This is a genomic window from Aerococcus sanguinicola (assembly GCF_008726925.1).
Taxonomy (GTDB): domain Bacteria; phylum Bacillota; class Bacilli; order Lactobacillales; family Aerococcaceae; genus Aerococcus.
Genome location: NZ_VYWO01000009.1, coordinates 1 through 12,244, shown reverse-complemented (window position 1 = coordinate 12,244; position 12,244 = coordinate 1). Strand labels below are relative to the sequence as shown.

Genomic DNA, 12,244 nt, shown 5'->3' with positions numbered 1-12,244 from the left:
GTTGGGTATGCTTATACTATAAGGGTCCCCTGTGAATTAAGTGTGAATTTTTTCTTAGCCCTTTTTGAAAAAAATACTAGGATTTTCTAAAGGGCTTGGTCTTCCATCTCCTGGGCCTTGGCTTGGATTAGGAGGGCTCGCTCAGCCTCTGACAGGTCCTCCCGGTTACGGCGGAGGGTGAAGTGGTCAGGCACTGGGTCAAAGCCCCCCTTAATGAAGGGATGGCAGCGGCAGATCCGCCCCAGCCCCATCAGACTCCCCTTCAAGGCCCCGTGCTTGTCCAAGGCTCGGAGCATATAGGCCGAGCAAGAGGGATAGTAGCGACAAGTCGCCGGGAAGAGAGGCGAGATATAGGACCGGTAGAAACGGACCGGGGCTTGGAAAAGGGCCTTAAGCATGGTCGGCTAGACTCGCTTCTACCCGGTCGAGGAGTAGGGCTTGCTTCAAGTCATGGGCCGCTTCTTCACCGGCAAAACGTTCTACAAGGTAGAGGGCAAAGTAAGTCGCCGTCGCAGGCCCTCTCGAGGTCACCAGTTTGGCCGCTTCATCAACAACTACGATGTCTTCCTTATGTTCCTTGAAGTGAACTTCTTCTTCAATGCCGGGATAGCAAGTCCCGACAGCTTCTCCTGCAATGCCCGCAGCTTCTAAAATCAGCGGCGACGCACAGATAGAAGCTAGCCATTTGCCAGCTTGGTGGTGGCTTTGAACCAGGTCAAGGACCGCCGAATCAGCAGCTAACTGTTTCGAAGCAGGCATCCCGCCTGGCGTCACAATGAGGTCATAGTCACCGGCATCAATATCCGCCAGACGCTTGTCCGCCTGGATATGGATCTGATGGTCCCCCACTGTCTCTAAATTATCTGAAACAGAAACCATATCAATCGTCAGCCCTGCCCGGCGGAACCAATCCACCACCGTCAGAGCTTCCACTTCTTCATATCCACTTCCGAGTAAAATCATTGCACGCATCATAGATTCCTCCTTTACTTAACTTTATTATAGGCCTTCCCTGACGCTTTGTGAAGAAAAGCTACTCTTGATTTTTAAGCGCAAAAAAGAAGCCAGGCGACTTGTCCTAGCTTCTCTTCTCGACATCTCTTGATGTCTAGTCATTCAAATCTTATTGAACGCGTGAAGAACCGGAGTAGTCGCTAGCTTCTTTGCGGCGACGTGCTTCTTGTTCACGTTCTTTATCGCTCTTGTTCTTTTCATAGTCGCTCTTGGTGTAGACTTCGTTAACGTGCATGTTAACTTCAACCACCTTCAAGCCCGTCATGTGTTCAACGTTTTCGCTGACAACTTTAATGGTGTCTTGGAAGGCTTTTTGTAAGTCTTTACCGAACTCCCCAACCACTTCAAGGTCGAGAGCTACTTCTTTCTTACCAACTTCAGCACTTACGCCACGGGTTTCATCTTCGCCGTTATCTGAGAAGAAGCCTTTGATACCTGAAGTCATGCCACCTTTTAATTCTAAGATACCATCAATGTTTTGTACGGCATAGTTGGCAATTTTTTGGATGACTTTATCTTCATAGGTTAATTCATTTTCATGTTGAACTTGTTCAGACATTAATAACTCTCCTTTACTTATTACTATTACTCTAACACTATCTCCACTCTAACAAATATTTCTGCGGAATGAAACCAATATCACTTGATATTGAAGAATTTCAACCAAGAATTGAGGTCTAACTCCCCATCGAAGTAAGCGCCCACACAGTAGGCAGCCCCCATCACGACAAAGATCAGCAAGCTTTCAGCGAAGCCAATGCTCATCCATAAGAGGGCGAAAATAAAGCCGAGTACTGCGCCAATAATCCGACCACTGTATTGGTCCCAAACTTTCTTGACTTGTTCATTATCCATAATTTGACTCCTCCTGACTATCTAACACGTGGTGCCTCTGGCCGGGCCAAGTGTTTGGCTTGACGACTCTCTGCAGGGCTCACTTGGTTAATCTTAACATCAATTCGGTGGACATCGAGGTGCAAGGTCCGTTGAACAGCTGCCCGAACTCGGTCTTGGATCAATTGACCAAGCATAGGCACATTATCCATCTCGCCGACACTCACTTGGATATCAATCTCTGTATCCTCGGGCTTATCGTAGATGGTCACCTTAGCATCCGGATAATAGATATTCCCCACATGCTTGACCGCACTCAAAGCCGTTGCCTCGATGGCTTGTTTAGACACATTCATATCCCCGCGTGACGCATCCATGATCATTCGCCGGTGCTTGCTGGCAACAAATAAAGCTCTGAAGAACAGGAAAAGGCAATATAAGGCTAGCAGCCCTAAGATAACAGCCAGCACCAAACGCAGGGTCCAATTGCCTACAAGATAACTAATCGCAAAGGCGGATAGGTAAGGAATTGGATAGAACAAGGAAATGGCGACGACTAAGGCCAAAATAAAAATTAATGTGACGACTATCTGGATAAAACGACGAAAGCCTCCCATTGAGATCCCTCCACTCTGAAACAAAATATTGCTTTCTTAATACCTTCATTTTAACGGATACAAGCCACAAGAACAAATTATACGCTTGCAAAAAGGGTATTTTTTGGGATTTAAAGCAGCTATTCGCCAAAAGCCGGAAAATGCCTGATAAAAAGAGACTGGAACTTTTGTCCCAGCCTCCTATCGGCAGCTTAAAGTCAGAGTAATTATTTACCCTTATGGTACTTAATAAATTGATAAACATAAGTTAGAACAGCCAAAGAGCAAAACCAAGTGAAGGGAGATAGTAGAGTCCTTTTAATGTAAAACCTAAATAGTTTTGTAAGATAAACCAAGCAACCAATAAGCCAATATCAAAGACTAAGGCAAAAGGTGAATATATGGTTTCTTTTTTTATTTGACCACTCCTCTTATCCTCATCCTAACAGCTCTTTGAACCGCTTTCAAAAAATTCGAATCGATTGCCTATAAGTTGCCAGACAATTTCACCCTTTATTAAACTTCGAAGGAATCATTTCCTTTTGTGATACCTGATAAAGCTAGAAACATATGCTAAAACGGCTAGAAATAACAACCAAGTTGATCCGGAAAATATAGCCTCTTTCCAGGAGTATCCTAGGTAAACCTGCAAAACAATCCAGAAAACAAGTATACCAATATCAAGGATTAAAACAAAGGGTGAAAATATAGCTTTCTTTTTCATTTGACCACTCCTCATATCCTCATCCTAACAGGTCTTTGAACCGCTTTCAAAGGATTTGAATCGATTGCCTATAAGTTGCCAGCCATTGAAATAGCCCCCAAAACTCCGTCCAAGTCTTGGGGGCATCACTTGATATATACAATTAATCCACCATAGCTGTCAGGAGTTCAATATAGCGCTTGGCGAGTTCAGACTGCTTGCGGTAGCTGGCATGGATATAGCCGATATGGTTGGGTTCCTGGTCGCGCACCGGAATCGTCCGCATCATGCTTTTGAAGGGGGAGCTCAGGATCCCTGACCCGATCAAGTAGGCCTCGGTATTGACCAAGACATTGATGGAGCTGCCGCGGTCAGAGACCATAATTTGCTGCTGGTCCTTGTTATCCCCTTCGATGACCTCTTCCGAGAATTGCAGGGTATTGCTCTCCTTCTGCTCAAAGCCGAGGGAAGGATAAGGCTCTAAGTCTGCCAGAGACACACTGTCTCGGTCGGCTAGAGGGTGCTTGTGGCCCACGAAGATATGGACTGAGAATTCCCCCAATTCCACAAAGTCCAGCTCATGCCGGTTGAGGTACTGCTGGATGACTTTTTGGTTATTGGAATTCATGTAGAGGATCCCTAATTCACTATAGGCGGACCGCACATCATGGAGGACTTCCTTGGTCGAGGTTTCCAACAAGCGGAAGTCCGTCTGCGATGTGTCCGCTTCCGCAATCAACTGGGAGAAAGCCTCAGAAGCAAAGTCATAGTGCTGGCCCGACACGGAGAAAATCTGCTTGCCAGAAGGTTCCAGGTAGCGCTTCTCTAAGACATCTACCTGGGAGAGGATATCCCGGGCATAGGAAAGAAACTCGCTGCCTTCCGGTGTAATGTAGATCCCCCGCTTGGTCCGCTCAAAAATTTGGATTTGGTATTCTTCTTCGAGTTCTTTGATGGCTGTCGATAAGCTAGACTGGGCCATATACAGGCGGCGAGCAGCCTCCCGGAAGGACCCACTATCTGCTGCCACGACCACATACTTTAATTTATGAAAATTCATTTGTCGCACCCCTTGCCTCTCTTCTTATCACCACTTACTATACAAAAATAAGCGCCTTTGCGCAAGAAAAAAATAGGGACCCCTCAAGAGGAATCCCTATGCTTATCCGATTTTGCTTGCCTTTCAGCCGCTTATCGAAAGCAAGAAAAGGCTGCAAAAGCTTGTTACTATCGTCTTTTGGCCCGCGTTGGCCTGGGCACATCCCAAGCACTGACACCTAGAAGCGAACACGACTTATCGAAATTCCAAATGTCCGACTTTAGCGAACAACGAGGACATCGCAGTGGGCATGGCGGACGATGTAGGAAGAAACAGAACCTAAGAGGGCCCGGCGAATACTGCCCTTACCAGTCGATCCGACAACAATTAAGTCGATAGCATGCGCTTCGGCATAAGAAACAATCTCATCCTTGGCCTCTCCCCGGAGCAACTCGATCTCTGCCCGGTCAAAGCCCAGGGACTTCACATAAGCTTCGTCTTCTTCTAATTTGACCCGGTTCTTATCGTATAAGATATCGCTCAGCTTGGTATAATCGCTAGCGTCTGTATAAGCGCCGAAGTCATCAATCACATTTAATATGACCAAGTCCGCACCATGGTGCTCTGCCAAGTCAACTGCTGCTTCTAAGGCCGCCTTGGCGGGTGTCGACCCATCCACAGGGGCTAGAATACGTTTGATTGCTTTCATCATAATCCCCTCCATGAGCTATTTATTTTTCTACTAAATTTATTATAGCCCAAAAGCGGTTAAATGCAAGCGCTTTCTATACTGCCGGATTAATCTTTCTTATCAAAGTTAATGGCATCGTATTTTTCAGGATTTTCTTGGAACTTACGGACCACATAGGGGCAGAGGGCCTTAATTTGCTTGCCTTCCTTGGACATCTCAGCTACCAAGTGGTCCAGCAGCTTACCTGCAATCCCTTGCCCGCGCAAGCTCTCATCCACGAAGGTGTGGTCAGCAATCACAAAGTCCTCAGAAGCTGGGGAATACGTAATCTCAGCAATTTTTTCGCCTTCTTCTGAACGAATTACATAAGCGTTGTTTTCTTTGACAATTTCATTAGCCATTCGACATCGCTCCTTTCTAGGTCCTATTCTAACATCTTTTAGCCCAATTGCCTCGTCAGAGCTTTGCCCCCTTTGCTTTTGCCTTGGGAGAGCTTATACTAGAATAAAGGAGGCAATCAAATGGGATTTAAATTCGATATTACACAAATCAAAGGCTTCGGCGACCGCTTTGACCTGGCTCAAAAGAAGGGCAAAGCTAAGCCCCAAGCGGCCAAGTCTGACCTGGCCCAGCTCTTCAGCAATGACTTTCTCCAAGGGCATTCCAGTTTGGTTTCCAAGGGCGACCTCCTGGCTCAAGTCGGAGTGGACAGCCTGGAAGCTATGGAAGCCTTACCCAGCGACCAGCTAGACCCTGTCATTGCTAGTCACAGCCCCTACGACAGCTATGAAGCCTTCAAGCTAGCCGCCATCCGTTACCACCAAGCATAAGAAGATTCTCCAGCTCCCTTCCCAGCTGGAGTTTTTCTTTTCTAGGGCTTTACTTGTTTTCTCTAAATTAAAGTGATATCATAATGATATCATAAAGAAACGGAGGACTTATCAATGAAGAAGAACCAGAACCAAATTGACCAACTCGGCCAGCAGTTGGACCACAGCGATAAGATTGAAGAGAAGGTGCTCGTCGGCAAGCAGAAGGGCATGCTTGTCTTGACCGCTTATTTTGTCTTCTTAGTCATCGCTGTCCTCGCCTTTATTTGGGGCGTCAACCATCATGTGAGCTTTGTGATTGCCCTAGCCGCCATCTATATTGCATTTGCCTGGATCTTACTCTTTGGCCTCAAGGTCCTCAAACCCCAGGAAGCCCTGGCTCTGACCCTTTTTGGCCATTACTACGGGACGCTCAAAGGCGCGGGTTTCTACTATGTCAACCCCTTCGCCCAGGCCTTTAACCCCGCAGCCCAGACCAAACTAGGCCAGAGTGGGGATGTCAGTGAGCAAGCAAGCGGGACGAGTCAAGATAAGGAAGCCATTAGCTTTAACCTCAACCGCCAAGATAAGAAGATCTCGATGAAGGTCATGACCCTCAATAATTCCAAGCAAAAGATTAATGATTACCTGGGCAATCCGGTTGAGATTGGGGTAGCTGTCATCTGGAAGGTCAACGACACCGCCAAGGCGGTCTTCAATGTCGATAACTTCAAGGAATACCTCTCCCTGCAAACAGATACCGCCCTGCGCAATATCATCCGCCAGTACCCCTACGACGTTAACCCGCGTGTTCCTATCGACACCAGTGGGGACGGAGAACCTGACGATGGCTCTTTGCGCGGGTCTTCGGAGATTGTTGCCCAACGGATTAAGAATGAGATCCAAGAACGGGTAGAATTTGCTGGCTTAGAAATCCTCGAAGCCCGGATCACCCACCTCTCCTACGCCCCAGAAATCGCAGCTGCCATGCTCCAGCGCCAACAAGCTTCTGCCCTGATTGATGCCCGGGCTATGATTGTGGACGGTGCAGTCGGCATGGTCGATATGGCCCTGGCCAAGCTAGAAGAAGAGTCTGTCGTCGAACTCGATGAAGAACGCAAGGCCGCCATGGTCTCCAACCTTCTCGTCGTCTTATGCGGAAATAACGACGTCTCACCCATTGTCAATTCCGGGAGCCTCTATTAGACTTGGCGAAGAAGAAACAAGTCCCCCTCCGGATTTCCGACAAGCTCTACCAAGAGCTCGCAGCCTGGGCAGAAGATGATTTCCGCTCGATCAATGGCCAGATCGAATATCTTCTCACCGCCTGCGTCAAACAGCACAAGAAGAATGGCAAGTACGTGTCCGAGAGCCAAGACGACCACTTTGAACCTGAATTGGACTAGGCAATATGCCTTTGATCCTTACAAATCCTATCAACATATGCAAAAAGCCAGCAGAACAGGCAAAGTTTCTGCTGGCTTTTCAGTTGACTTCTCTAATCTATTCAACTATACTGTATATACCGTATATATACGTTTTTAAGTGGGAGATTTTATGCACATTCTATTGTCGTCATCCAGTGGCCAACCAATCTATCAGCAGATTGTCCAAGAAATCCAAGGGCAAATCCTCAAGGGCAGCCTGGCGCCGGGCCAGCAACTGCCCTCCTTAAGGCAGCTTGCCCGCGACCTCAAAGTATCGATTATTACTACCAAGCGAGCTTATGAAGAGCTGGAAGAAGCAGGTTTCGTCCAGTCCATACCGGGCAAAGGAACCTTTGTCGCCCGCTTGAATGTGGACTTCTTACAGGAGCAAGAACGCTTGAAGTTAGACCATTACTTGCAGGAAGCGACCCGTAGCGCGCGCAAGTTAGGCCTCAACGCCAAGGACCTTTATCCAATATTGCAGTCGCTTTTTGAAGAGGAGGAATCGTCATCATGACCGACCAAGCTATTCATTTAGAAGGAGTGACCAAGGCCTATCCATCTTTCCAGCTGGGTAAGCTTGATTTAGCTATTCCTAAGGGTTATATTACAGGTTTCATTGGCCCCAATGGTTCAGGGAAAACCACCACCATGAAGCTCATCATGGGACTCATCCATGCCGACCAGGGGCGCATCCAGCTTCTCGGCCAGTCCATGGACCAGGATGCGGTTGCTATTAAGGACCAGATTGGCTTTGTTTATGCAGAGAACCCAATCCCTGAATACTTTAAGATCAAAAATTTAGAAAACATCGTCAAAAGGGCTTACAGTCAATGGGACTCAGCCCTTTTTGCGCGTTATTGTGACCAATTCGATCTCCCTGTCGACCAGAAGATTAAAGATTTTTCCACGGGGATGAAGTTCAAGCTAGCCCTAGCCATTGCCCTGTCCCACCAGGCTCATTTAATTATCTTGGATGAGCCAAGTTCGGGCCTAGACCCGGTTGTCCGCCGGGAGATCCTAAATATTTTGCAAGAGGAAATGTTGGATGGGGAGACCACCATTCTGATCTCTAGTCACAATACCCAGGAACTTGAACAAATTGCGGATTATATTGTCTTTATCAACCAGGGACAGGTCGTCTTTAACGCCTCCGCTTTGGACATCAGCCAGCGTTACCGGCTCGTCAAGGGGCCGCTTGAGCTCTTGCAAGAGCCTGATAGCCAAAGCCTCCTAGAAGGCGTCCAAGTGACCCCCTATCACTTTACAGCGCTCAGCCAAGAAGCCCAGGCCCTAAAAGAATTATATGGCCAGCAAGTTATGATTGAAGAAGCCAGCCTAGAGGATATTATGTACCACACCGTGAAAGGAGATTCTCATGAAAGCCTTGATCTATAAGGATTGGCTCCAATCCTGGAAATTTTTACTTATCTTACTTGTCATCGCTACTTTCTTCAGTTTCACCCTAAGCGGGGACCGGTCCCGCTCTTTCTTCCCCTTTATCAGCCTCTACGGCGCGATCATGTGCCTATCCACGGAGAATGCGACGGACCAGGTCTTCTATAACTCTCTGCCGCTCAGCCGGAGCCAATACATCCTCGCCCACTACCTCTTCGCTATGGCAGCGACGACGAGCCTGCTCCTCTTCGGTTATGCCCTCAACCTCCTAACCCCTACTTATCCCTTCAGCCAGGTCATCTTCTATTTCTTCTTGAGTTTGCTGGTAGTCGCCCTCTTCTTCCCCCTCCATCTCTTCTTGGGAAGGCGGGTCTCCTTGCTAATTTTTATGGTGATCTGGTTTGCTAGCTTCACCATCGGCCCCTGGCTCATGAAATCATTAGGGGGCGGCAGACAGGTCATCATCTGGCTCCAGTCCCTCTCCGAATCCAGCTTGCTCATTGCCTTTTACCTGGTCTGCGCTTGCCTCTGGGGGCTCTCCCTCTTCTTATCCATCAACTACTACCGGCAAAAAGATCTTTAGCGCACAAAAAAGGAAGCCCAAAGTTTTCGCTTTGGCTTCCTTTTTTCTTCTATAGGGCTTAACGTACAGCGTCAAAAGCCTGTTTCAAATCAGCCACCAAGTCCTCATCAGATTCAATCCCCGTGGAAATCCGTAAAATTTCATCTGTCAGGCCATAGGAGAGCCGGATATCTTCCGGAATATCCGCATGGGTCTGGGTCTTAGGATAGGTGATCAAGCTCTCCACCCCACCCAGGCTCTCAGCGAATGTTACAATCTTGAGGGCCTGGAGGAAATCACTGATCAAGGCCGTATCCTTAATGGCAAAGGACAGCATCCCGCCACGACCAGGATAATTCACGGCCGTCACCAGGGGCTCCTCCTTGAGATAGTCCACAACGGCACGGGCATTCTTCTCATGCTGCTTGAAGCGAAGGGCCAAGGTCTTCAAACCCCGGATGACCAACCAGGAATCAAAGACACTCAGCGTTGCCCCTGTCGTATTCAACTGGAAGTCTAGCTTTTCGCCCAAGTCATCGCGCGAACAGGCCACGAGACCTGCTAAGACGTCATTATGCCCTGCTAAGTATTTCGTGGCAGAGTGCACCACAACATCTGCCCCCAGCTTCAGCGGTTGCTGGATAAGCGGGGTGTAGAAGGTATTATCCACCACCAGGAGGGCCCCTGCCGCGTGAGCGCGTTCAGCAATCAGCTCAATATCAAATTCCACCATCAAAGGATTGGTTGGCGTCTCAATAAAGACCATCGCAGCTTCTTCCTTTAAGGCCTCATCCAAAGCGTCCTGGTCCAAACAGTATTCAAATTGATAGATCCCTAATTCTTCCATATGGTGGAAGTAGCGGTAAGACCCCCCATAGAGGTCTTGAAGCGTCACAATGCGGTCTCCAGCCTGCAAGAGCCCTTCCAAGACTAATTGGATAGCTGCCATACCTGAAGCCGTTGCAAAGCCATATTGGCCCCCTTCAAGCTCTGCAATCCCTGCCTGTAAGACATCTCGAGTTGGATTAGCCGTCCGCACATAGTCATAACCAGTGGATTCCCCCAAATGCGGGTGGGCATAAGCCGTACTCAGATAGATGGGCGTATTAATCGCTCCCGTCCGTGGATCGCTGTGGTTACCTAACTGCGCCAAAATCGTTTCAATATGTCTCATAATCATCTGCCCCTGTTCTCTATATTTATCATTTATCATAGCATGTAATTCCTAGCTAAAAGCGATCAATAAGTGAACACCACTGTTCGCTGTAAACGATCAATACCTATTAGGCCTAGCATAAAAAGACCACCCTAGCTGATCCATAATAAGCTAGGGTGGTCTTGATTCACAGGGCAGTAAGGAGTCCTGTCATCCTAAATTTTAATAGAAGAAGAAAGTGATCACTAACATTGTCAGCAAGCCAACGAAATGGCAGCCTCCGACAATCGCGAAAGAATCACGATAGGTCGACTTCTGAGGCAGGTGGGTCAATGAGCTGAAGGTAATATAGGCCCCAGCATGCGGTAAGAGAGCAAAGATCGAAGAAGCGACCCCTGAAATCCGGTGGACTACTACAGGGTCGACCCCCTCCGCAATAATCTCTGGTGCCATGGTGTTCACTAAGATCCCCACCGTTCCCGAAGAAGATCCTGTAATGGCACCCAAGGCAATAGAAACAATCGTTAAGCGTAAAACTGGATTAGCCAAGACACTATTTAGGAAGGTCACAATAAAGTTAAAGCCTGTCGACTCAATTAAAACTGTCCCGAAGGCCACCGTACTCCCCATAGCAAGGGTAGGCATTACCGCATCTGCTGCCCCCTCATTCAAGAGTTCCTTATCCGAAGTATTCAGGTACTTTCTGAAGACAAGGGCACAGAGTAAGACCGCCACTAAGAGAGCAATCACAACAATATTGGTCACTTCACTGAACATGAAAATAATAACAATTAAGACCAGCATCGGCAAGACACTCAAGAAGAAGGGAGGAATATCCGCATCATCGACTTCCTCTTCATCGAGGTCAGATTCATCAGGGTCTGGCAAGTCCTGGTCCGTATCTTCTAAGTAGGAATAGAAACTTTCACCATTGGCCAAACTCTTGTCCAGACGATACTTCATATAGGCTACCCCGTATATAAAGGCTGTAATTGAAGCGCCAAAACCGAGTAATTTCCCAGCTGTCATTGACGTCCCAAGGGCCTCAGCTGGAATAACATTGGTTGGTGAAGGGGTCCCTGGCAACATGGTCATAGTAATCGAAGCCACCCCTAAGAAAACAGGAATACAGATCAAGCGCCAGTTAATGTCCAATTCCTTAAAGACCGAGTGGGCGATTGGGATAATTGCGAAATAAACAATTACTGAATTGATCCCCCCATAGGAAATCAAGAGCCCAATTAAAGCCAAGGCAAAGAGCGCATTAAAGGGCTTATCGCGTCCTACAATCTTTAGGACCGTCCGAGCAATCGACGTTGTCGCATGAGAATCTTGCATGTACTGGGATAAAATCGTTCCCAAAATAAAAAGCGCGAACATACTAACAAAGAAATCACCCACTGAAGCAAGATAGGATGTTTCAGGACTCAACATCCACTCCAGAACATTCATGCGATTCGTAATTAAGACTACCATTGTCGCTAGGGGCGCTCCAATTAATATATTGAGCCCCTTAGCAGAAAAGAGGATAATCAAACAGATGGCGGCTAAAACGCCAATAAATCCAATAATTTCCATAAAAATCTCCTTATATTAAGTTATCCATTCTAACTTAGTCTATCAAATAAAAAAACAAATTGCGAACATGACCGCTTTACTCGCCATAAATTTATTCGAATAAAAAAGACCTAGCTTTCACTAGGTCCATTAAATCAAGCTACAGATGGGATTTGAACCCACGACCTCCGCCTTACCAAGGCGACGCTCTACCGACTGAGCTACTGCAGCAAACTATAAAACAAAAACTCCGCAAGTAGGACTCGAACCTACGACATCTTGATTAACAGTCAAGCGCTACTACCAACTGAGCTATTGCGGAATAATAAACTGCACGGCAGCGTCCTAGTCTCACAGGGGGCAACCCCCAACTACATTCGGCGCTAAGAAGCTTAACTGCTGTGTTCGGCATGGGAACAGGTGTGACCTTCTTGCCATTACCACCGCACAATTTTTTA

At 47.4% G+C, this 12,244-nt stretch carries 17 protein-coding genes, 2 tRNA genes and 1 rRNA gene; 6 read left to right on the top strand and 14 right to left on the bottom strand.

All coding sequences use genetic code 11. The features are described 5' to 3' along the window. Nucleotides 1–86: 86 nt before the first annotated feature. The 9 genes from yidD to F6I03_RS09375 form a co-directional block, all read right to left on the bottom strand. Entirely contained in the window at nucleotides 87–398 is a 312-nt protein-coding gene (gene yidD, locus F6I03_RS09415; protein ID WP_070431550.1) for a membrane protein insertion efficiency factor YidD, read from the bottom strand. Beyond that, a complete protein-coding gene (locus tag F6I03_RS09410; protein WP_083290626.1) occupies nucleotides 391–972 on the bottom strand; it encodes a DJ-1 family glyoxalase III in 582 nt (193 codons plus the stop codon). The genes yidD and F6I03_RS09410 overlap by 8 nt, the downstream gene beginning before the upstream one ends. A gap of 151 nt (nucleotides 973–1,123) precedes the next feature. Beyond that, entirely contained in the window at nucleotides 1,124–1,573 is a 450-nt protein-coding gene (locus F6I03_RS09405; RefSeq protein ID WP_070431548.1) for an Asp23/Gls24 family envelope stress response protein, read from the bottom strand. Nucleotides 1,574–1,653: 80 nt separating this feature from the next. Continuing rightward, nucleotides 1,654–1,869: a DUF2273 domain-containing protein gene (locus F6I03_RS09400; protein WP_070431547.1), complete on the bottom strand. Its 216-nt coding sequence runs from the start codon at nucleotides 1,867–1,869 to the stop codon at nucleotides 1,654–1,656. A gap of 17 nt (nucleotides 1,870–1,886) precedes the next feature. Continuing rightward, on the bottom strand, nucleotides 1,887–2,465 hold the full coding sequence (gene amaP / locus F6I03_RS09395) for an alkaline shock response membrane anchor protein AmaP (protein ID WP_070431546.1): 579 nt from the start codon (nucleotides 2,463–2,465) through the stop codon (nucleotides 1,887–1,889). Between the two features lie 511 nt (nucleotides 2,466–2,976). Next, on the bottom strand, nucleotides 2,977–3,168 hold the full coding sequence (locus F6I03_RS09390) for a hypothetical protein (protein ID WP_070431545.1): 192 nt from the start codon (nucleotides 3,166–3,168) through the stop codon (nucleotides 2,977–2,979). 142 nt (nucleotides 3,169–3,310) lie between these two features. Next, nucleotides 3,311–4,207, bottom strand: coding sequence for a LysR family transcriptional regulator (locus tag F6I03_RS09385; protein ID WP_070431544.1), 897 nt, complete (start codon nucleotides 4,205–4,207; stop codon nucleotides 3,311–3,313). Nucleotides 4,208–4,466: 259 nt separating this feature from the next. Beyond that, on the bottom strand, nucleotides 4,467–4,898 hold the full coding sequence (locus F6I03_RS09380) for a universal stress protein (RefSeq protein ID WP_168160486.1): 432 nt from the start codon (nucleotides 4,896–4,898) through the stop codon (nucleotides 4,467–4,469). A gap of 86 nt (nucleotides 4,899–4,984) precedes the next feature. After that, complete coding sequence (locus F6I03_RS09375; protein WP_070431542.1) at nucleotides 4,985–5,278, bottom strand: GNAT family N-acetyltransferase; 294 nt, start codon at nucleotides 5,276–5,278, stop codon at nucleotides 4,985–4,987. Between the two features lie 120 nt (nucleotides 5,279–5,398). Between F6I03_RS09375 and F6I03_RS09370 the strand changes: the two genes are divergently transcribed. From F6I03_RS09370 to F6I03_RS09345, 6 genes are all read left to right on the top strand, one after another. Further along, nucleotides 5,399–5,707 carry a hypothetical protein gene (locus F6I03_RS09370; RefSeq protein WP_070431541.1) on the top strand — a complete coding sequence of 103 codons (309 nt, stop codon included), beginning with the start codon at nucleotides 5,399–5,401 and terminating at the stop codon, nucleotides 5,705–5,707. 210 nt (nucleotides 5,708–5,917) lie between these two features. Then, on the top strand, nucleotides 5,918–6,892 hold the full coding sequence (locus tag F6I03_RS09365) for an SPFH domain-containing protein (protein ID WP_371325725.1): 975 nt from the start codon (nucleotides 5,918–5,920) through the stop codon (nucleotides 6,890–6,892). Nucleotides 6,893–6,894: 2 nt separating this feature from the next. Continuing rightward, nucleotides 6,895–7,092: a TA system antitoxin ParD family protein gene (locus F6I03_RS09360; RefSeq protein ID WP_070431540.1), complete on the top strand. Its 198-nt coding sequence runs from the start codon at nucleotides 6,895–6,897 to the stop codon at nucleotides 7,090–7,092. Nucleotides 7,093–7,243: 151 nt separating this feature from the next. Then, nucleotides 7,244–7,630, top strand: coding sequence for a GntR family transcriptional regulator (locus F6I03_RS09355; protein ID WP_070431539.1), 387 nt, complete (start codon nucleotides 7,244–7,246; stop codon nucleotides 7,628–7,630). Then, nucleotides 7,627–8,511, top strand: a complete 885-nt coding sequence (locus F6I03_RS09350; protein WP_070431538.1) for an ABC transporter ATP-binding protein — start codon at nucleotides 7,627–7,629, stop codon at nucleotides 8,509–8,511. Before F6I03_RS09355 ends, F6I03_RS09350 begins: the two co-directional genes overlap by 4 nt. Further along, nucleotides 8,492–9,094 carry an ABC-2 transporter permease gene (locus tag F6I03_RS09345; protein ID WP_070431537.1) on the top strand — a complete coding sequence of 201 codons (603 nt, stop codon included), beginning with the start codon at nucleotides 8,492–8,494 and terminating at the stop codon, nucleotides 9,092–9,094. Before F6I03_RS09350 ends, F6I03_RS09345 begins: the two co-directional genes overlap by 20 nt. Nucleotides 9,095–9,152: 58 nt before the next feature. Here the strand turns inward: F6I03_RS09345 and F6I03_RS09340 are convergent, their stop codons facing one another. The 5 genes from F6I03_RS09340 to rrf all read right to left on the bottom strand — a co-directional run bounded on the left by F6I03_RS09340 (nucleotide 9,153) and on the right by rrf (nucleotide 12,234). After that, nucleotides 9,153–10,247, bottom strand: a complete 1,095-nt coding sequence (locus F6I03_RS09340; protein ID WP_070431569.1) for an aminotransferase class I/II-fold pyridoxal phosphate-dependent enzyme — start codon at nucleotides 10,245–10,247, stop codon at nucleotides 9,153–9,155. Between the two features lie 204 nt (nucleotides 10,248–10,451). Next, on the bottom strand, nucleotides 10,452–11,807 hold the full coding sequence (locus F6I03_RS09335; protein WP_070431536.1) for a GntP family permease: 1,356 nt from the start codon (nucleotides 11,805–11,807) through the stop codon (nucleotides 10,452–10,454). 137 nt (nucleotides 11,808–11,944) lie between these two features. Beyond that, nucleotides 11,945–12,017 (bottom strand) — tRNA-Thr (locus F6I03_RS09330). Nucleotides 12,018–12,034: 17 nt separating this feature from the next. Further along, nucleotides 12,035–12,108, bottom strand: a tRNA-Asn gene (locus tag F6I03_RS09325). 10 nt (nucleotides 12,109–12,118) lie between these two features. Continuing rightward, a 5S ribosomal RNA gene (rrf, locus tag F6I03_RS09320) occupies nucleotides 12,119–12,234 on the bottom strand. Nucleotides 12,235–12,244 lie beyond the last annotated feature (10 nt).